A 20,035-nucleotide genomic window follows, 5' to 3' on the forward strand; every position below is an offset into this window, starting at 1 on the left:
TCCCTGAAAAATCGGCAATCGCCTACAAGGTTTTATTCTTTACTCTTACGTTCCAACAACAGTGTCTCGCCGGACGCGGAAGTCCACTTGAACATACCGGGCTTATAACGGTTGAAGTGCACCAATGCGCTGCCGCTGCCATCCAGCAAGGCCAGGGTATCGGGGGTTGGCAACCAGCCGCTGGGGCGCTTGCCTATCAGCACTTCTACGCATTGCAGATCACCGCGCAAGGTTTGCGTTACATCCAGGTACAGCTCGCAACCTGCAGCCCGATCGGCTTCGGGGTAAAGCGTCCAGTCACCGGCCAGTTGTGCGGGAGTGGGGAGTAGCAGGCTGCTTGCCATACCGACCTCGGTCATCAACATCAGGGGAACCGCGCCGAGCGCGATCATTCGCTTGAGAGCCATCATCTGCCTGTAATCCTCTCAGAAGAAGCGGCGCTTGCGCGCCGCCCTTCCAGGCTGTTGTCAGACCACGATATCCGTGGCGACTGCCTGACCTACGGTGGTCACCAGGAAATCAGACAGGCTGTTGCCGGTGATGTCGATCGACAGGCTACCGAGGTTGCTGGCCTGATCGAAGCTCAGTACCGCCTCGCCGGCATGACCGGTGAAGGCATCAACGAACTGCAGTGGCAGCTTGTTGACGGCAAAGGCCGAGATGGCCGACAGGTCGATCTTGTCCTGACCGCTGACAAAATCCATGATCCGGTCAGGATTGCTCGGGGTCGAATCGCTGCTGGCAGCGAAGATGAAGGTGTCGGAACCGGCACCACCCCAGAGTTTGTCGCCACCGCCGCCGCCGTAGATGATGTCGTTGCCGGCACCACCCTTGAGCTCGTTGGCCACGGCGTTGCCGATCAGCAGGTCGTTGCCCGAGCCGCCGATGGCATTCTCGACGATGGCACCCTTGGCAATGGAAATATTGCCAATCATGCCGCCGACATCAGAGAACGACGCGTCATTGAGGTTGATCTTCTGGTTTTGGGTAAAACCGGAGAAGTCCAGGGTGTCGTTGCCGCCGCCGTCCCACACCGAAAAGACGACTTTCGACGAGGCCGAGGTGGCCGAGTAGAAGTCGCGGTCAGCGGTGGAGTTGAAGCCGTACACGGTGTCGCCGGAGCGGGTCGCGTAGTTGGCGCCATACAGCTTCTGGATTGCCGCGATGTCATCCATCAGCGGTGCCGAGGAGTACACCTGCACGCCGCCCTTGGTGAAGTTCTGGTTGGTGTTGCTCTCGCCCCAATAGCTCATGACGCTGTAGCCACGGGTGTCCTGACCGTAGGAAGCATCGGCGTAGGTCGGGTAGCCTTCCCCGGCGTTGTAGTCGCCCGGGTGAGACAAGCCCAGCACGTGGCCGATTTCGTGGGTCAGGGTCTGACGCCCGTAGTTGCCGTTTTCCGGGTTGACGTTGGCCTGGTACTGGCTGTTGATCAGGTACCAGGATTCACCCTTGTGCGAGCCTGGCCGGTCAAATGGCAGGTAGGCAAATGCCGCACCGCCGCTGCTGCCATCGCTGTAGTTGCCGAAGGTCATGTGACCGTCGCCACCTGTCGCGGCCTCCTTGAAGGTGACCTTGGCCACGTCTGCCCAGGACTGCATGGACAGTTTGGCCTGAGCCTTCTGCTGGGCGGAAAAGGCGCTGAACGAGCCCAGTTCCTGACTGTCGAAGCCAGCAGGCGCCTTGGTCAGGAAGGTATAGGTCAGGTTGATGGTGCCGTCCTTGTTCAGGTCTTTCCAGGCAGCGCCGTCACGCAGCAACTGGGTAGCGGCCTGGTCGACCGAGAACGAAGGTTTGCCATTCACTGTCGCACTGCCGCCGCGATCATATTGATGGCCGAAACTATTGATCAGGCTGTAAGCGGAACTTGCACCGTGCGGTTGCAATACAGAGCCAGCTGAAACAATAGCGCTTTCTTTGACTTTCGACATACAGACACTTCCTTGTTTACAAAAAAGCAGTTGTTGTCCGACAGGACGCTCCCGCGGCGAGATCGTCCTATCACTCGCCTGAATGAGGCGGGGAAAAACTGACACACCAGGAATTGAACTGTCCAGCTTTTTTTGACGCCAATTTTCATTAACCCAAGTTGTTTATTGTCCTACAATTTTAAAACCCTCGATTTAGCTTAGCGACATCAATTTGCGCAAACGGCGATATATCGACTCCACTAAAAAAGCGAGCGACAGACGAAAACCGAGCAGGAGGCTTTAGTTGCGAATCCGAACTTTAATTATAAGAATGCGACATGCCGTTATAACTCGTGGGCCCTGAACCTTTACTTTTTTGTGACAACTAGGGGAGTACCCTCCGTCGCCTGACCATTGACTTGTGCCGTGCGCTGGCGCTGAGTAGGGATTGGTCAATAGCCCTTTCAACCTGGACGCCACTATGACAAGACTCACGGTTCAATCCGGCGATTTCTTGCAAGGTGAAGGCGAGTACCGCAATGGATCGCTCACACTCAAGACCGCCCGTAGCCCTTCACCCGGCGAGAAAATCGCCCTTACCCGCATTACCGACCTGGTCGTTGCCAATCAGGAGTCCAGCCGCAGCCTGAGCAGTGCCCTTGGCTGGGGTGTGGCCGGCGCCCTGGTGGCCGGCCCGGTTGGCCTGATCGCCGGCCTGTGGTTAGGCGGCAAGGAAGAGGAGGTGACCTTCCTCGCAACCTTCAAGGATGGTCGCAAGCTGATGGCCATCACCGACAAGAAAACCTGGTCGAAAATCGACGGTAATTGGCGGCGCCATTCCCAGACCGCAGCAAACGGTTGAAGCCGCGCGACGCCCGCTCGTTCATGGCAGTAGCAGCCGATTGAAAACAGGGGCGCCGCCCGCCGGTTGCCCCTGCTAAGATTGCGTCCCCGCCTGCCCGGCGCAATACCGGCAGGCTATCAATGCCTGGGCCCACGCCCCTCTACCTACTGGGCAAAAAACCCTTTCGGACTGCAGCCGATCAATAACGGCGCGTCCGCGTTCGCCGTCAAGGAGCTCCTGCATGACCCTGCCCCGCCCTCGCCTGCCCTTGCGCCTGCTCGGCCTGAGCCTGGCCCTGCCAGCCACGCACAGCCTGGCTCAGGACAGCATTACCTTGGCCCCGGTGCAGGTGTCCGAGGCCTACAGCGAGGGCTATCAGGCCCGCGAAGCGGCCGTCGGCGGCTTCCAGCCGGCACCATTGCTGGACACCCCGGCGTCGATTGCGGTGTTCAGCGAGCAACTGCTGGCTGATCGTCAGGTGCGCACACTCAGCGAAGTCCTGCAAAGCGATGCTTCGGTGGGTGAAAGCTATGCCCCGATCGGCTACTACGAAAACTTCAACGTGCGCGGTTTTGAGCTCAATGCCGCCAGCAGTTACAGGATCAACGGCCAGACCATCGCCGGCGAGCAGAACGTGGCCCTGGAGAACAAACAGCAGGTCGAGTTGCTCAAGGGCCTGTCGGGCTTGCAGAGCGGCGTGTCGGAACCCGGCGGGCTGATCAATTACGTGACCAAGCGAGCGCAAGATGTGCGTTCGGTGACAGTGTCGAGCAACGAGCAGGGTGAACGCTACATCGCCACCGACCTGGGCGGCTGGTTCGGCAGCGAGCGCCAGTTCGGCCTGCGCACCAACCTGGCCCATGAAGATATCCGCTCCTACGTCGACCATGCCGACGGCAAGCGCGACTTCGCCTCCCTGGCCTTCGACTGGCAAATCAACCCCGACGCGGTGCTGCAACTGGACGCCGAATACCAGCAGCGCGAACAGCGCTCGGTGCCGGGTTATCAGCTACTGGGCGGCAACAGCCTGCCCCACGGTATCGACCCGCATGACCGCCTGGCCTATCAGCACTGGGCCAACCCGGTGACAATCGATTCGCTGAACCTTGGCGGGCGCTTCGAGTATCGCTTCAGTGACAACTGGACGGGCAGCCTCAGCGCCTCGCGCAGCAAGGTGGTGATCGATGACTACAGTTCGTTTGCCTGGGGCTGCTATGGCGCGCCCAGTTGCGCCGAATCCAGCGTACCGAACTATTTCAGCCCGCAAGGCGACTACGACATCTATGATTTCCGCAGCCCGGACGACACACGCCGTATCGACGAAGCCCAAGCGCTGCTGAACGGGCGTTTCGAGCTGGCCGGGCTGGGCCATGAGTTGACGGTCGGCAGCAGCGCACAGCGGCGCACCCTCGATCAGCGGCCAACCTTCAACCAGTTCATCGGTAGCGGCAACATCTACCAGCCAACCCCTGCACTGGAGCCGTTCGATGGCTCGCCAGGGCACTCCGAACGGCGCCTGGACAGCCGTCAATACGGTGTTTTTGTCAGTGACCGGATCACTTTCAACGAGCAGTGGCAGACCCAACTGGGCGCTCGCGTGGTGCGCCTGGACGAAAGAGCCTTCGATGAAGCCGGCAACGATCGCCGCCATACCCGCCAGTACGAGCTGCTGCCCAACGCAGCGCTGATCTACAAACCACGTGCTGATATCTCGCTGTACACCAGCTTCAGCAAAGGCCTTTCAGCAGGCAGCGCGGCGCCATGGTTTGCCCAGAACAACCAGGACATCCTCGCCCCGACCACCTCGCAGCAGATCGAGCTCGGCATCAAGCGCGACTGGCAACGCCTGAGCCTGAGCGCAGCGCTGTTCCAGCTGCGCCAGGCCTATCAGTATTCGCAACCTGATGGCGCCGGACATTTCACCTATGTGCAGCAAGGCCAGCAGAAGAACATCGGCCTGGAGCTGGGCGCCAGCGGCTGGCTGACTTCCAACTTGCAGATCAATGCCAGTGCCGCGGCGATTCGCGCGCGGGTCAAGAACAGCGGCACGGCTGACTACGAAGACCATCAGGCGCTGAACGTACCGAACTTGCGTGCCGCGGTGCAGGCTGACTACAGCCTGCCAATCCCGGGCCTGGCCGTGCTCGGCGGCGCGCGCTACAGCGCCAGCAAGTACGCCAATCAGGCCGGTACGGTGGAAGTCGGCAGCTATGCGGTGTTCGATCTGGGGAGCCGCTACAGCACCAAGGTTGGCGGCTACGACACAGTACTGCGGCTGATGGTGGATAACGTCTTCGACAAACGCTACTGGCGCGATGCCGGGGAGTACCTGGGGGATGGTTATCTGTTTCAGGGTGCGCCGCGCACCGCACGGGTTTCGGCTTCTGTGAGTTTCTGAGGGCCTCATCGCGGGTCAAGCCAGCTCCCACAATGAATCTGTGTACGCCGCCGACTCTGTGGGAGCTGCGCGAAGCGGTCGTAATCCAGGCAGCACCTGATGTGCTGACTGCACGGGCCTCATCGCTGGCAAGCCAGCTCCCACAATGAATCTGCGTGCGCCGCCGGACCTGTGGGAGCTGCGCGAAGCGGTCGTAATCCAGGCAGCACCTGATGTGCTGACTGCACGGGCCCCATCGCTGGCAAGCCAGCTCCCACAATGAATCTGCGTACGCCGCCGGACCTGTGGGAGCTGCGCGAAGCGGTCGTAATCCAGGCAGCACCTGATGTGCTGACTGCACGGGCCTCATCGCTGGCAAGCCAGCTCCCACAATGAATCTGCGTGCGCCGCCGGACCTGTGGGAGCTGCGCGAAGCGGTCGTAATCCAGGCAACACCTGATGTGCTGACTGCACTGGCCCCATCGCTGGCAAGCCAGCTCCCACCAAGCACCGCCGTCAGAACGGCTCGCTACCCTCGCGAATTTCCACTTCCAACACCTCGCCCAACGCAACCAGCTGCGCCGCCACGTCCCTGGTGGTGATGAAGCCACTGTAGCAGTCACTGTCGGTGGACCAGTTCCACAGCACCAGGCCCTGCTTGTGCAGTTCGTCGTGGGCCGTGACCATCAGCTCGGGCACCGTGGTGTCGTCGAGGAAGTCTTCATCCTCCGCGTCTTCGACACCGAAAGTGACTTCGGCATCCCGCGCCTCGGCCAGCTGTTGCACGCTCTGTACAAACGACTCGGTGTCTTTCCAGTCGACGAAGAACACCGACTCCCAGTCAGCCACATCCTTGACGATATACATCAGTTGCTGCGGATCGTCCTCGAATTCCTCGACGTCGTCTTCATCCAGCTCGACCTCGCGCAGGGCCTGGACATGCTGGCTGGCCATTGCCGCCGACGGACTGATCAGGGTCAGCAATTGTTCAGCGGCAAGGATCTGGGCCTTGGTAAAACATTCTTTGAGCATCTGAAACATCCTTTTTCATGGGCAAAACAAAAAGCCCCCGGCCTTGTTCAGGTCGGGGGCTTTTCTAGATGTGGCGGTGAAGAAGGGATTCGAACCCTTGATACAGTTTCCTGTATACACACTTTCCAGGCGTGCTCCTTCAGCCACTCGGACACTTCACCGGTTCTCGCCAAGCAGTTCAGCCTGTCGAGGCGCGCTAATGTAGTCGAAAGAGGTTCTAATGGCAAAGGTTTTTTTCAGAATATTCATGTGCTTAAGCCATTTAATCGAAAAAACACGGCACACAGGGCAAAGCCGCCATTCTCTGGCGTGCTTCGGCAGCCCGGTTTACCGCGCTCCCGTCAGGACAAGCACGTGGGCCGGGACGCTGACCGGTCAGTCAGTCACAGCGCTTTACCTCGGGCACTTGCCTGAGTAACGTCTGCCCCACTCCCCCTTAAGGAACCCTGTGATGAGTGAGCTGATTACCTACCACCTCGAAGACGGCATTGCGACCCTGACCCTGAACAACGGCAAGGTCAACGCCATCTCGCCTGACGTCATCAAGGCGTTCAATGCCGCCCTCGACCAGGCCGTGCAAGACCGCGCGGTGGTAATCATCACCGGCCAGCCAGGCATTCTCTCCGGCGGCTACGACCTGAAAGTCATGACCGCCGGCCCCAAAGAGGCCGTCAGCCTGGTGACCGCCGGCTCCACCCTGGCCCGGCGCATGCTCTCGCACCCGTTTCCGATCATCGTTGCCTGCCCGGGCCACGCGGTGGCCAAAGGCGCCTTCCTGCTGCTCTCGGCCGACTACCGCATCGGTGTCGAAGGCCCGTTCAGCATCGGCCTTAATGAAGTGCAGATCGGCATGACCATGCACCACGCCGGTATCGAACTGGCCCGGGATCGCCTGCGCCGCTCGGCGTTCCACCGGTCGGTGATCAACGCCGAGATGTTCGACCCGGCCAGCGCCGTTGACGCCGGCTTCCTCGACAAGGTAGTGCCGGTCGAACAGCTGCAGGAAGCTGCGCTGACGGCAGCCCGCCAGTTGAAGAAGATCAACATGAACGCCCACAAGCACACCAAGCTCAAGGTGCGCAAAGCACTGTTCGAGATCCTCGACGACGCGATCATCCGCGACCAGGAACACCTGGGCTGACCCCCTACCAAGGCCTGATTGCGATTATTCGCGCAATCGGGCCTGCCCCGCGCCAATGAGCGTTTGCCGATAGAAGTGCACACCCGTACACTGCGCCGCGTTTGCCTGGTGTGAGTCGTACGATGCTTTTTATTATCCGCATGTTCCTGTTGGGGCTGCATTTTCTCCTGGCCGGTGTTCTCGGTGTGCTGGTTGGCCTGTGCCGACCGTTCAACCCGGACAACAGCCGAATCTGTGCACGCCTTTATGGGCTGCCTGCCACCTGGCTGATGCGCCTTGAGATCAAGGCCGAGGTCGGCCCGCTGTTCGATCAGCCGCCGGGCTGCGTGATCATCGCCAACCACCAGTCCAACTACGACCTGTTCGTGCTGGGTCATGTGGTGCCGCGGCGCACCGTGTGCATCGGCAAGAAGAGCCTGAAGTGGATTCCCCTGTTCGGCCAGTTGTTCTGGCTGGGCGGCAACGTGCTGGTCGATCGCGGCAATGCCTACCAGGCGCGCCGGGCAATCCAGACCACCACCCGCACCCTGAGCGAAGACAACACCTCGATCTGGGTGTTCCCCGAAGGCACGCGCAATGCCGGCGAGCACCTGATCACCTTCAAGAAAGGTGCCTTTCACATGGCCGTAGAAGCCGGCGTGCCGATCGTACCCGTATGCGTCAGCCGCTATGCCTGCCGCTTGAGCCTCAACGGCTGGCGCCGCAGCAAGGTGATCATCCGCTCACTGCCCCCCATCGCTACCAGTGGCCTGACCCAGCAGGATGTACCGGCGCTGGCCGAGCAATGCCGCGTGCAGATGCAGCACTGTATCGATCGCATGGAAGGCGAGCTGGCCCTGGCGTGAACAGTTGCCGAATTGTGCCAGTCAGACCAAGCTACTGGCACGGTTAACAGAAGAAGCGGACAACCATGGGTCGAGTCGTTGCAGCGGCGGTGTACAGCGCCGGCAGGAAGGTCACCAACATCAGCCTGGACGAAGGCAGCCAATGGGCGAGCAAGCCCGGGCATTTTGTCTGGATTGGCCTGGAAGAGCCCGATGCCCAGGAGCTGGCCAATCTGCAGCGCCAGTTCAACCTGCATGAGCTGGCCATCGAAGACGCACTGGAAAAACACAGCCGGCCCAAGCTGGAAACCTTCGGTGACGCCCTGTTCATCGTCACGTACTCGCCTGTGCGCCATGAAGGCAAGCTGGAGTTCATCGAGACGCATATCTTCGCCGGCAATGGCTACATCATCACTGCGCGCAACGGTCATTCGAAGTCCTACGCCCTGGTGCGCCAGCGCTGTGAGGCCCGCCCGCTGCTGCTGGAGCACGGCGAGGACTTCGTGCTCTACGCCCTGCTCGACTTCGTGACCGAAAACTACCAGCCGGTCAGCGAAGCCATTCATGGCGAGATCGAGGAACTGGAGCGCAGCGTGCTCAGCGGCTCGCTCAAGGAAGAAGACATCCAGCGCATCCACAGCCTGCGCCGCGACATCCTGCGCCTGCGCCGCTACGTGGCGCCAATGGTCGAAGTCAGCGAAGAACTGCAGCGCCTGACCTTCCCCTTTATCGACAAGAACATGCGCCCGTATTTTCGCGATGTGCAGATCCACGTCACCCGGCAGATGGAAGACCTGGCCGGGATTCGCGATATCGCCAGCCAGACCATCGAAATCGGCATGCTGCTGGAGTCCTCGCGCCAGAGCATCGTGCAGCGCAAGTTTGCCGCCTGGGCGGCGATCCTGGCGTTCCCCACCGCAGTGGCGGGGATTTACGGGATGAACTTTCAGAACATGCCGGAACTGAGCTGGCACTACGGCTACTTTGCCGTGCTGGGCGGGATCGCCGTGGGCTGCACGGCGTTGTATGCCAGCTTCAAGCGCTCCGGCTGGCTGTAACGGCAGGCCTCAGTTCGAGCTGCCCTGAGGTTTGTGCGCGACAAAACGCATCATCCATTCGGCCACCGTACTGCCGTGATGCTCATGCACCAGGCTGTCGATACCCTTGTGGTACACCTCCTGGCCGAGGCTGTCCTGGCGCAACTCAAGCAGCGCCCGCGAATAGTCGTGGATGAACTCCGGGTGGCCCTGGAAGCACAGCACCTGATCGCCGATGTGGTAGGCCGCGTTCGGGCAGAAATCGCTGGAGGCAATCACCGTGGCGTTTTCCGGCAGGCGCGTGACCTGGTCCTGATGGCTGATCAGCAAGGTCAGTTCTTCGACCTGCGGGCTGATCCACGGCGCCTTGGCGTTCATCACATAGCGGTGGGTACCCACCCCCCAGCCCTGGTGCGCGCGCTCGCTCTTGCCACCCAGCAGTAGCGCCAGCAACTGATGACCGAAACACACACCAAGCAATTTGTCGCCACGCTGGTAGCGGTCCAGCAGGAACGCCTTGAGCTTCTGAATCCACGGATCATCACCGAACGAGTCGGCCTTGCTGCCAGTGACCAGGTAGGCATCGAACACCTGGTCTTCATCGGGATACTCGTCGTTCAACACGTTGTAGACGCGAAACTCGGCGGCGATTGGCTGGCGGGAGAACAGCTGCTCGAACATCCGTCCGTAGCCCTGATACTGCTCGACCAGCTCGGGTCGCAGGACGTCGGTTTCCAGGATGCAGATGCGTAGCGACATATAAATAGTCCTGAACGACAAAGGCGGGATTGCCCCGTAAAGCCTGCCCCGAATAAGGCGCGCAGGCAAGTATGATGCTCGGACGAACGGTCACGATCTGTGGATCCACTCACTAAAGGCACGCAAGTGTCTAGCAAGGGGAATGCTGATGGATGGCCAAAGGCCTCATAGCAAAAACTGCACATAACTGCTTAAGTACAGATTAAAGCGTTCTAAAACACGGGTGACGTTGACCCTAAGGTTAGCTGTATACCCATTAGCAACAGTTCGCGTCTTAATGGTTTCACAGCGTTAAATGATGTTCGCCAGATCGATGACAAGGAAGCCTCTGGGCACTCAGGAATAACAACAAAAAGGCGGTCAGCCATGTTCAAACAACACAAAGTACGTCAAGCCGGGCTCATCCTCTTCGCCACTACGCTGCTGTTGATCCTGCCGAACCTTTCGCGCCTGTTCGGCTGAGCGACATGCCCTCTTCCCTGGGTTTGTGCCTGGCACAAGCCGCTTGTGTGCAGGTAATCTGCCGACCCTGATGGTTGGAGAGTGCCCATGCGCCAGTGCTTTACCTTGCTCATTGCCCTGCTCTGCCTGCCCTTGCAGGCGGCACAACTGACCCTGGACCTGGGTAATGGCAGTCGCCCTTGGCAGAGCGCCGAGCTGCTCAAACACCCGCTGGTGCAGGACATCCAGATCGACAACGATGTTTCCTACAAGAAAACCATGCACTACCGCGCGGTGCCGCTGGCTGCGCTCCTGCAGGGCGTACGGGCTGATGATCACCTGCAGGCCGTAGCCCTGGATGGTTTTGCTGCCGAGATGCCGGCTGCGCCTTTGCTCAAGGACGGCCCTGCCCGAGCCTGGCTAGCCATTGAAGACCCGGCCAAGCCCTGGCCACCCCTGGCCAAAGGCAAAACCAGCGCCGGGCCTTTCTATCTGGTCTGGACCGACCCGCAAGCCGGGCGCATCAGCCCGGAGCAGTGGCCGTTCCAGGTCGCCAGCATTCGCCGTCTGGCGACGGTGGCCGAGCGGTTCCCAGCCATGCGCCCGGCACCGGGGTTGGCCGCCGATGATCCGATCAACCAAGGCTTTGCCGTGTTCCAGAAAAACTGCCTGGCGTGTCATCGCCTCAACGCTGCCGGTGACGCCCAGTTCGGCCCGGACCTGAACCTGCCGCACAACCCCACCGAATACTTCCAGGCCGACTATCTGCGGCGCTATATCCGCGACCCGCAAAGCCTGCGCCAATGGCCCCAGGCGAAAATGCCCGGGTTTACCGAAACGGTCATCAACGACAGTGAGCTGGACGCACTGCTTGCGTACCTGCGCCACATGGTCACGCGCAAACCCTGAAGCTCACTGCTGCTGGGCGTTGAGGGCCGGAGTCACCAGCACCTTGGCGTGCATCTGCTCGAAACCGCCACCCCGGCGCATGCCGCGTACCGGGCAGGCATCCAGGTAGTCCAGGCCCACGGCCAGCTTCAGGTGCCGTTCGGGCCGGGCCAATTGGTTGGTGACATCGAAGCTGTACCAGGCATCCTCAAGCCAGGCTTCGGCCCAGGCGTGGCTGGCCATCTGCTGGCTGTCGCTGTCGAACAGGTACCCGGACACGTAGCGCGCCGGCACGCCCAGGCTGCGCGCGCACGCCAGGAAGGCATGGGTATGGTCCTGGCAAACCCCGGCCCCACCGGCAAACGCCTGAGCCGCGCTGGTGTCGACGGCGGTGCTGCCCGGCCGGTAGGCCATGCGCTGGTTCAGGGCGTTCATCAGCTCGATCAACGCCGAGCGGTCACGCCGCTTGCGGCATTGCTGGCTGGCGAAGGCGCGCAACGCATCATCCGCTTCGGTGAGGCGGGTGAAGCGCAGGAACGGCAGCGGTGATTGCAGCTCGTGCTCGGTTTCACGGCTTTCATCGATGTCGACCAGGCCGCGGGCGCCGATGACCAGGTCCGCATGCGGCTCCTCCAGGCTCAGCACATGCAGGATGTTGCCGAACGGGTCCAGTTGCGCCCGCACCGGCCGCGGCAGGTCCAGCTGCCAGCTGAGCACCTGCTGGCGTTCGCTGTCGTGCGGGGTCAAGCGCAGGTACTGGATGCTCGAGCGCACCAGCTCTTCGTAGTGGTAGGCGGTTTCGTGGCTAATGGTCAGTCTCATACAGCCTCCAGGTAGGCACTGTGAATGGCATTGCCCAGTTCACGCACCAGCGGAATGTAATGGGTCAACCAGGGGTGCAGGCCCTCGGCAAGGATTTCATCGATCGAGGTGTAGCGCAGGCGTGCGTCCACCTCGGCGGCCAGGCGCTGGGCCGGGCGGCCGTTGCCACCGGGCAGGCTGGCGAGGATCTGGTCGATCTCTTCGGTGCAGGCTCGCAGCGAGCGCGGTACATCGGCGCGCAACAGCAGCAGCTCGGCGACATGGCGGGCAGCCGGGGCGTCACGGTAGATTTCGGTGTAGGCCTCGAATGACGACAGCGCGCGCAGCAAGGCGCTCCATTGGTAATAGCCGCGCGCCGAGCTGTCGCTGACCGCCTCGGCCTCGTCGCCGAGCATCTCGTAGCGGGCATCGAGCAGGCGCAGGGTGTTGTCGGCGCGCTCGATGAAGGTGCCCAGGCGAATGAAGCGAAAGGCGTCGTTGCGCATGATGGTGCCGTAGGTAGCACCACGGAACAGGTGCGAGCGCTCCTTGATCCACTCGCAGAAACGGCTCATGCCGTAGCGCCCCAGGCCCTGCTCGGCGATGCCACGAATCTCCAGCCAGGTGGCGTTGATGTTTTCCCACATGTCGGCGGTGATCCGCCCACGAACCGCATGGGCACTGGCCCGCGCCGCGCCGAGGCAACTGTAAATGCTTGCCGGGTTTTCCGGGTCCAGGGCAAAGAAGTGCAGCAGGCGCTCGGCATGCAACTGGCCGTGGCGCTCCAGGTAATCGTCGAGAGTACCGGTGATCAACAGCGGCATGGCCATTTCATCCAGGCCGTCACCGCGGCCATCCTGCGGCATCAGCGACAGCGAATAACTGACATCAAGCATCCGCGCGAGGTTTTCCGCGCGCTCCAGGTAACGTGACATCCAGTACAAATCGGAGGCAGTTCTACTCAACATGGCTTAATCCTCGACCACCCAGGTGTCCTTGGTACCGCCGCCCTGGGACGAATTGACCACCAGTGAGCCTTCACGCAGGGCAACCCGGGTCAGGCCGCCAGGCACCACCCGGGTCTCGCGCCCGGACAGCACGAAAGGCCGCAAGTCGATATGCCGCGGGGCAATGCCGTTGTCGACAAAGGTCGGGCAAGTCGACAGCGACAGCGTTGGCTGGGCGATGTAGGCCGCCGGCCGGGCCTTGATCCGTGCGGCAAACGCCTCGATCTCGGCGCGGGTCGCTGCCGGCCCGACCAGCATGCCGTAGCCACCGGAGCCCTGGGTTTCCTTGACCACCAGCTCCGGCAAATGCGCAAGCACGTGGGAAAGCTCTTCAGGCTTGCGGCACTGCCAGGTCGGCACGTTCTTCAGGATCGGCTCCTCATCGAGGTAAAAACGGATCATGTCGGTGACATAGGGGTAGATCGACTTGTCGTCGGCAACGCCGGTGCCAATCGCATTGGCCAGCACCACGTTGCCGCAGCGATAGGCGGCCAGCAGCCCGGGCACGCCGAGCATCGAATCGGGATTGAACGCCAGGGGGTCGAGGAAGGCATCGTCCAGGCGCCGGTAGATCACATCCACCGCCTTGGGGCCGTCGGTGGTACGCATGAACACCCGCTCGTCACGCACGAACAGGTCGGCGCCCTCGACCAGTTCGACGCCCATCTCGCGGGCGAGGAAGGCGTGTTCGAAGAACGCACTATTGAAACGCCCGGGCGTCAGCACCACCACGCTGGGGTTATCCAGCGGGCTTGAGCTCTTGAGGGTATCGAGCAACAGGTTAGGGTAATGATCGATGGGGGCGATGCGCTGGGCGGCGAACAGCTCGGGAAACAGGCGCATCATCATCTTGCGGTCTTCGAGCATGTAGCTGACGCCGCTGGGAGTGCGCAGGTTGTCTTCGAGCACGTAGTAGCTGCCGTCGCTGTCGCGCACCAGGTCGACCCCGCAAATGTGCGAATAGAGGTCGCGGTGCAGGTCCAGGCCTTGCATCGCCAGTTGGTACTGGTCGTTGGCCAGGACCTGCTCGGCCGGGATGATCCCGGCGCGAATGATGCGCTGGTCGTGGTACAGGTCAGCCAGAAACAGGTTCAACGCCTTGACCCGCTGAATGCAGCCCCGCTCCACCACCCGCCATTCACTGGCGGGAATACTGCGCGGAATCGTATCGAAGGGAATCAGCCGCTCGGTGCCCTGCTCGTCGCCATAGAGGGTGAAGGTGATGCCGGCGCGGTGGAACAGCAGGTCGGCTTCACGTCGACGCTGGGCCAGCAGCTCCGGCGGGGTTTCGGCCAGCCAGCGGGCGAACGCCCGGTAATGCGGACGGACCAGACCGTCAGCGGCGTACATTTCGTCATAAAAGGTGCGGATCATGCCGAACTCCTTGTCACCCGTGCACCCGAGCCATCGCAAGCCCCGTGCCAGCGGCATAATTCCTTGTTTTTCAATAGCTTGTACTTTGACAAAAGGACGATCGCACCAGATCTGTGCAAGCGTTCCGGTTGCGTTGGCAGCAACGCTTCATTGCGAAGCGCTGATCAGCCCGTACCGGGCGGCAACAGCCGCCCTCGCCGGGCCCTGGATTCAAGCCAGTTGACGCTCCTGCTTGACTCCCCAGCCTTCAATCTCACCGCCCAATGGCGCGATGACCGCTTCGAAATCCTGTTCGAATTCGCCGATACCGCCATAGGTTGCAAACATCACCTTGCTCAGCTCCAGGTGCCAGGCGCCATCATCGCGCTCATGTACCTGGGCACTGAGTGATTCGCCGCGAAACTTTCCTGCCGCTCGCCGCGCCCGTGCCTCGTCCGGAAATACCGCATAAAACTCGATGGGATGAATCTGGGCGAAGTTGAACCCCCCTTCTTTCATCCGACGCAAGACCGTGCTGCTGATGTCCTCGTATTGGCTGCTCATGAATCGTCCTCCTCATTACCGATGGATAGACTTTCAGTGCAAAACGCACCTGCCCGCCACACAAGACGTGCGGGGGCAATTCGAGCTGTTGCGTGACGTGGATCGGCAAGCCCGGACAATCAGAAACAATCGCCCGACCTTGTCTGCAGCGTAGCGCCTGATTGCCGGGCGTGCCAGCCAACGGGCTCAGGGTGCTTCAGTGATGGCAGTGATCTCCACGCCGTTCTGCTCTTTGAGCCATTTGGCGGTCGGCGAGGGTTCGCGGTCCTGGAAATCATTGAGGTCCAGTTCGCCCAGGACCGGAAACAGATGGGTACGAATCAGCCGCGCAGCCTCTTCGATGCTCGGCTCAAGCTCTGCGGTGAAAGGCAGCGAGGTACGTTCGCCCTTCTGATCAACAAAAGTAATGACCCAGTCTTTCATTGGACGCTCCTCTGTACCGATGTTCAGGGTGAATCTGGCCTACCTACCGTTGACCTCGCCGCGGGGTGGTTGTTCAGTCGACTTGCGGCTCAAAGCGATGGCCGCCCGGCAGCGCACGTATGCTTTGCAGCGTGCGCAGAAACTCGTCCCTGGAGGGCTCGAACTGCAGCGGCGGCTCGGAGTGTTCATCGGTCACTCCCAGTACCACGGTGGGCTGGTAGCCGGAGCTCAAGGCGCCAGCGACCATCCTGAACGTTTCAGTGGCCGCCGGCTTGAGACTGTCAGGCTCATAGACGCGAAAGCGTGCGCCGCCGAACCGGCCCTTGGCGGCCCCGATCCGCACGCTTGAGGGCCCGAACTTATCGACGCTGATCTGCAGCGGAAACGGATTGGCGATCAGTCGATCCAGCAGCATCGGCACCATCTCGACGGCCTTGTCGCTGTCACTGCTCATGCTCAGGCGGTGCAACAGGTTCGGGTTGTCTGCGGGGTTGAAGCCCAGGGTGATGGCATGGCGCGGTGTGCCATCGTCGGCGATGAAGCCGAAGGGCACACAGAAGCCGTTGTCCTGGGGAATTTCGTATTGCTTGCGGATGCGGAACGCGGCCAGCACAGCGCGCGCCCTGGGCTCCAGCCGGGCCAGCGCCGCGGTGTCTGTCGCGGTATTGGCGCCACTGTAGAATTTGAATCGGTAGATGCGTTGATCGCGCCACAGGTAGGCAGTCAGATTGCCTTCATACCAGTTTGCAGAGGCGTCCGGCACACCCAGCTCGATAAAGCGCTCATGCTCGTACTCTACATCGGTCGGCCATTGCGCCTGCTCCTCGAAGAAGGCATCACGCTCGACCTGCAGCTTCGCCACCGACCGCCCCTCGGCAGTAAATTGCTTGATCATGTCGTCAAGCACTACCAGTTGCGAATTCACATAGCCTATGCGCTGGAGCTTTTCACGCAAGTCGTAGTACTGATCACTCAGTGCCCTGTAGCGCGTTTCATCGCCACGGCTCGCAGAGATGGCGGCATCCAGCGCCTCCATCTGCGCCTTCACCACCCGCTCCTGCGCCGGGCCACGGGTGAGGCTCTGCACATAGCGGATCTGTTCGTAGAGTGCACGGGTGGTCAACGGGCTGACCTCGATGTCGACCAGAAAGGGCAGCTCGCCAGTCAACCCTTCGCCGTAGGCAATCTGCTTGTCCCCAGGGGTGATCGTGGGGTCGGGGAGCTCGAAATTGTAGTACTGCCAGTAGCCACTGGAGGTGTGCCAGGCAATGTCCTTGGGCACATCGAACTGCACCCGGCCCATGCATTCGGTACGCCAGCCGGGGGGCGTCTGGTAATCCGCCGGTGCAACATCGGCCACCGCCAACAGTGAATGGCACAGGCAGGCAAACAACACGAACACGCGCACGTAAAAATCCTTTTTTGATGGGCGCCGTTGCAGCCCCCGCTTCCTCAAGCGCGCGATTTGAGCACCCATGGCCCAGAAAGCCAAGACCCCGGCAAGCCGGGGTCCTGTTTACAGCGCTAGCAACGACGTTATTCCGGGGTGCCGTGCACTACACCAGCGGTGTTGTCCAGCAAGCTCTTGGTCGCCGTCTGGATGAACGACTCGAGCTTGTGGGTCAGGTCCTTCTGGTCCGGGGCTTCGATCAGCTCAGCCTTGAAGTTGGCACCGAGCTCATAGCGGTACATGCGTGGCGACATGTCCTTGGACTCGATCAGGATCCGGTCACCCTTGATCAGGCCAACGATCTGCTCGCTTCCCGACGGCTTGATCATGCCAATGCCCGGATCACCGGCCGGCAGGTTAAGCAGGTCACGGCCCCAGCACTGGTGACGGGTTTCGCCGCCCAGGCGGCCCATGATGGTCGGCACGATGTCGATCTGGGTACCCACGGTGTGGTTGAGCGCACCGAACTTGTCCTGGATACCCGGGGCGATCAGCAGCAGCGGCACGTTGAAGCGCCCCAGGTCCATCTCGGTGACCTGCTGGTGGTTGCCGAAGCCATGGTCGCCGACGATGACGAACAGGGTTTGCTTGAAGTAAGGCTCCTTGCGCGCCTTCTCGAAGAACTGGCCCAAGGCCCAGTCGGAGTAGCGCATGGCGGTCAGGTGCTCGTCCAGGCGGCCCTGGCCTGTGACCTTCTCGACCGGCAAATCCTTGGGCAGTGCATACGGCGTGTGGTTGGACAGGGTCTGCAGCAGCGCGTAGATCGGCTTCTTGCCATCGTGCTTGGCCAGCTCTTCGTTACCGCGGTCGAACATGTCCTGGTCGGACACGCCCCAGGTCGGGTCGGAGAACACCGGATTGACGAAGTCGTTACGGCCGATGAAGGTGGTCATGCCCTGGTTGCCGAAGAACCCGGACTGGTTGTCCCAGGCAAAGTCGCCGTTGTAGACGTAGACGTCGTCGTAGTCACGGGCACTGAGCAGCGCCGGCAGGCCCGACAGCTTGTGGCCGCCTTCCGGGGTCTGCATCAGGTACTCGAAGCCCGGCAGGTTCGGGTAGCAGGCCATGGTGGCGAACATGCCCTGGTGGGTGTGGGTGCCGTTGGAGAAGAAGCGGTCGAACAGCACGCCCTCTTTCGCCAGTTTGTCGAAGTACGGGGTGATGTTGTTCGGGCTGCCCAGGGCGCCTACCGAATGACCGGCGAAGCTCTCCATGAGGATCACCACGACGTTCTTGATCGGCAGGGTGTTGTCCGCTGGCGGGGTGAAGTCACGGCGCACCGCGGCGCTGTCGGCATCGACCAGCTTGTCGTTGGCGGTCAGCAGCATGTCACGCACGGCCTGGGTAGCCAGGCCCTGCTCGATGGTCGACTTCCAGATGTTGGCGCGGTCCTCGCCGAAACGGCTCTTGGCTGCATCGATCAGGGTCAGGGTGCCGTTCAGGCCCAACTGGTTGACGAAGTTCGAGTCGGTGGTGAAAGCGTCGCCCCAACGCATTGGCGGGCCCTGGCGCAGGGTGCCGCGAGCAGCGATGACCGCCACCAGCAAGACCATGAAGAACACCACGCCGCGCACATACCAAGGTGCTACGCTACGCTTGCCAGCGACCTGGCTTTCATACACGCCATCGGGCCGGGTAAGGCGGTCGATGCCCTTGAACAGCAGGCTCAGCAGCCAGGTGCCAAAGGCCCAGGCCAGCAGGTAGCGCACTACCGGGAAGCCGTACCAGAGCATGCTCAGCACGGTTTTCGGGTCTTCCTTGACGTACTGGAACACCAGGCCGTTGAGGCGTTGGTGGAACTCGCGATAGAAATCCATCTCCATCAGGCCGAGGAACATGACGATGCTCGAGGCGATGGTCAGCCAGGCACGGAACAGGCCGCGTGCGGCCATGGCCCGGGCACTGAGGATGGCCAGCAGCAGCGGGATGCTCAGGTACACCACGACCCGCAGGTCGAAACGCAGACCGTTGAAGAAGCCCTCGGCTACAGTCGACATCGGCGTGTCGCCGATCATGTCGTTGTTGTAGGCCAGCAGGGCCAGGCGGACCAGACTGAGCATCAGCATGATCACCAGACCGCACAGCAGGGTGTAGGCCAGGTGCGATTTCAGCGTCGGTTGCAACGGGCGCGACGCAGCCCGCTGTTGACTCAAGGCGTCCGTGGTAGCCATGAATTGGAAGATCCCTAGGGTTCAGGTTCGAGGAAGGCGGTAAAACGAATCGGCAAATGTGCCCTAAACGCGAGCACGTTGCACGGCCATTCGGCGATTGGATAATTGCGCGAGCAAATTGTCGGCAATCGATTGTGAAAATTTCGTAATAGAATCAGTGTTATCCGCATCGAGATCATTACGCCATGTTTTATCGCTACCTCCCAAGCCCGCTTGGCCCGCTGCTACTGGCAGGGGATGAACAGGGCCTGCGCATGCTGCACATGGATGCCGCCCAGCCCTGGGAACTGGCCGAAGACTGGCAGCCGGCCACTCGCCAGCTGGACGATGTGGCACGCCAGCTCGACGAGTACTTTGCCCGTAAGCGCGAACATTTCGAAGTGCGCCTGGCGGCCCACGGCACGCCATTCCAGCGCCAGGTGTGGCAGGCCCTGCAGCGCATTCCCTATGGCACCACCTGCAGCTACGGCGAGCTTGCCCAGGCCATTGGCAAGCCGAAATCGGTGCGGGCAGTGGGCACCGCCAATGGCGCCAACCCGATCGCGATCATTGTGCCCTGCCATCGGGTGATCGGCAGCAATGGCACCCTCACCGGGTTTGCCGGGGGGATCGAGCGCAAGCAGATCTTGCTGGAACTGGAGGGGACCTGGTTGATCTGAAAATTATCGCGGGGCAGGAGCCGGCTTGCCCCGCGATAGCGGACTATAGCCGCACATTGCCCCGCGGCCCGGCGATCGCCCAGATGATCAGGCCCAGCACAGGCAACAGCAGAATCAGCAGCACCCAGAGAATCTTGACGCCGCCACTGACACCGCTCTTGATCACATTGATGATCGCCCAGATGTCCAGGGCCAGAATGATCAGCCCAACCACGCTATTGAAGGTAGACCCCATGGTATTGCTCCCATGATCACGCCTGCCCTCAGGATAGCTGGCTATCAGCCCGATAGAGGCGAATCGTTCGCCGCAGCCCAGCAGCGCTGGTTACACTCGGTTCATTGAATTGCAGCCAG

At 61.3% G+C, this 20,035-nt stretch carries 19 protein-coding genes and 1 tRNA gene; 7 read left to right on the forward strand and 13 right to left on the reverse strand.

What is annotated here, in order from left to right; genetic code table 11:
- Positions 1-32: 32 nt before the first annotated feature.
- Positions 33-410 carry an AprI/Inh family metalloprotease inhibitor gene (locus BV82_RS19515; RefSeq protein WP_036996512.1) on the reverse strand — a complete coding sequence of 126 codons (378 nt, stop codon included), beginning with the start codon at positions 408-410 and terminating at the stop codon, positions 33-35.
- Positions 411-467: 57 nt separating this feature from the next.
- Positions 468-1,931, reverse strand: coding sequence for a serralysin family metalloprotease (locus BV82_RS19520; RefSeq protein ID WP_010226325.1), 1,464 nt, complete (start codon positions 1,929-1,931; stop codon positions 468-470).
- A 460-nt stretch (positions 1,932-2,391) separates the two neighbouring features.
- Between BV82_RS19520 and BV82_RS19525 the strand changes: the two genes are divergently transcribed.
- Both BV82_RS19525 and BV82_RS19530 read left to right on the forward strand, forming a co-directional pair.
- Positions 2,392-2,772 (forward strand): hypothetical protein, encoded by a 381-nt coding sequence (locus BV82_RS19525; protein WP_010226328.1) that lies wholly within the window; start codon positions 2,392-2,394, stop codon positions 2,770-2,772.
- A 223-nt stretch (positions 2,773-2,995) separates the two neighbouring features.
- Entirely contained in the window at positions 2,996-5,152 is a 2,157-nt protein-coding gene (locus BV82_RS19530) for a TonB-dependent siderophore receptor (RefSeq protein ID WP_036996514.1), read from the forward strand.
- A gap of 495 nt (positions 5,153-5,647) precedes the next feature.
- On the opposite strand, the gene BV82_RS19535 is transcribed toward BV82_RS19530, so the two are convergent.
- Entirely contained in the window at positions 5,648-6,163 is a 516-nt protein-coding gene (locus BV82_RS19535; RefSeq protein ID WP_010226332.1) for a DUF6630 family protein, read from the reverse strand.
- A gap of 71 nt (positions 6,164-6,234) precedes the next feature.
- Positions 6,235-6,324 (reverse strand) — tRNA-Ser (locus BV82_RS19540).
- 290 nt (positions 6,325-6,614) lie between these two features.
- Here BV82_RS19540 and BV82_RS19545 point away from each other — a divergent pair.
- From BV82_RS19545 to BV82_RS19555, 3 genes are all read left to right on the forward strand, one after another.
- On the forward strand, positions 6,615-7,304 hold the full coding sequence (locus BV82_RS19545) for a crotonase/enoyl-CoA hydratase family protein (RefSeq protein WP_010226334.1): 690 nt from the start codon (positions 6,615-6,617) through the stop codon (positions 7,302-7,304).
- Between the two features lie 122 nt (positions 7,305-7,426).
- On the forward strand, positions 7,427-8,149 hold the full coding sequence (locus tag BV82_RS19550) for a lysophospholipid acyltransferase family protein (protein WP_036996525.1): 723 nt from the start codon (positions 7,427-7,429) through the stop codon (positions 8,147-8,149).
- A gap of 65 nt (positions 8,150-8,214) precedes the next feature.
- Positions 8,215-9,186, forward strand: coding sequence for a magnesium and cobalt transport protein CorA (locus BV82_RS19555; RefSeq protein WP_010226338.1), 972 nt, complete (start codon positions 8,215-8,217; stop codon positions 9,184-9,186).
- A 9-nt stretch (positions 9,187-9,195) separates the two neighbouring features.
- Here BV82_RS19555 and BV82_RS19560 read toward each other — a convergent pair whose 3' ends face one another.
- On the reverse strand, positions 9,196-9,924 hold the full coding sequence (locus BV82_RS19560) for an amidotransferase (protein ID WP_010226339.1): 729 nt from the start codon (positions 9,922-9,924) through the stop codon (positions 9,196-9,198).
- 549 nt (positions 9,925-10,473) lie between these two features.
- Between BV82_RS19560 and BV82_RS19565 the strand changes: the two genes are divergently transcribed.
- Entirely contained in the window at positions 10,474-11,274 is an 801-nt protein-coding gene (locus tag BV82_RS19565; RefSeq protein WP_036996526.1) for a cytochrome c, read from the forward strand.
- 3 nt (positions 11,275-11,277) lie between these two features.
- Here the strand turns inward: BV82_RS19565 and BV82_RS19570 are convergent, their stop codons facing one another.
- The 7 genes from BV82_RS19570 to BV82_RS19600 form a co-directional block, all read right to left on the reverse strand.
- A complete protein-coding gene (locus BV82_RS19570) occupies positions 11,278-12,075 on the reverse strand; it encodes a transglutaminase family protein (protein WP_010226342.1) in 798 nt (265 codons plus the stop codon).
- A complete protein-coding gene (locus tag BV82_RS19575) occupies positions 12,072-13,022 on the reverse strand; it encodes an alpha-E domain-containing protein (RefSeq protein ID WP_010226344.1) in 951 nt (316 codons plus the stop codon). The genes BV82_RS19570 and BV82_RS19575 overlap by 4 nt, the downstream gene beginning before the upstream one ends.
- Positions 13,023-13,025: 3 nt before the next feature.
- A complete protein-coding gene (locus tag BV82_RS19580) occupies positions 13,026-14,435 on the reverse strand; it encodes a circularly permuted type 2 ATP-grasp protein (RefSeq protein ID WP_036996527.1) in 1,410 nt (469 codons plus the stop codon).
- 210 nt (positions 14,436-14,645) lie between these two features.
- Positions 14,646-14,978: a ribonuclease E inhibitor RraB gene (locus BV82_RS19585; protein ID WP_010226349.1), complete on the reverse strand. Its 333-nt coding sequence runs from the start codon at positions 14,976-14,978 to the stop codon at positions 14,646-14,648.
- Positions 14,979-15,164: 186 nt separating this feature from the next.
- On the reverse strand, positions 15,165-15,401 hold the full coding sequence (locus BV82_RS19590) for a hypothetical protein (protein ID WP_010226352.1): 237 nt from the start codon (positions 15,399-15,401) through the stop codon (positions 15,165-15,167).
- A gap of 73 nt (positions 15,402-15,474) precedes the next feature.
- Complete coding sequence (locus BV82_RS19595; RefSeq protein ID WP_036996528.1) at positions 15,475-16,809, reverse strand: T6SS immunity protein Tli4 family protein; 1,335 nt, start codon at positions 16,807-16,809, stop codon at positions 15,475-15,477.
- Between the two features lie 128 nt (positions 16,810-16,937).
- On the reverse strand, positions 16,938-19,022 hold the full coding sequence (locus BV82_RS19600) for an LTA synthase family protein (RefSeq protein WP_036996529.1): 2,085 nt from the start codon (positions 19,020-19,022) through the stop codon (positions 16,938-16,940).
- A gap of 185 nt (positions 19,023-19,207) precedes the next feature.
- Between BV82_RS19600 and BV82_RS19605 the strand changes: the two genes are divergently transcribed.
- On the forward strand, positions 19,208-19,681 hold the full coding sequence (locus BV82_RS19605; protein WP_036996530.1) for a methylated-DNA--[protein]-cysteine S-methyltransferase: 474 nt from the start codon (positions 19,208-19,210) through the stop codon (positions 19,679-19,681).
- Between the two features lie 43 nt (positions 19,682-19,724).
- Here the strand turns inward: BV82_RS19605 and BV82_RS19610 are convergent, their stop codons facing one another.
- The gene (locus BV82_RS19610) at positions 19,725-19,916 is read right to left on the reverse strand and encodes a PLDc N-terminal domain-containing protein (RefSeq protein WP_010226359.1); all 192 of its coding nucleotides are present in this window, start codon (positions 19,914-19,916) and stop codon (positions 19,725-19,727) included.
- Positions 19,917-20,035 lie beyond the last annotated feature (119 nt).

The sequence above is a fragment of the Pseudomonas donghuensis genome, from assembly GCF_000696345.2.
Classification (GTDB): domain Bacteria; phylum Pseudomonadota; class Gammaproteobacteria; order Pseudomonadales; family Pseudomonadaceae; genus Aquipseudomonas; species Aquipseudomonas donghuensis.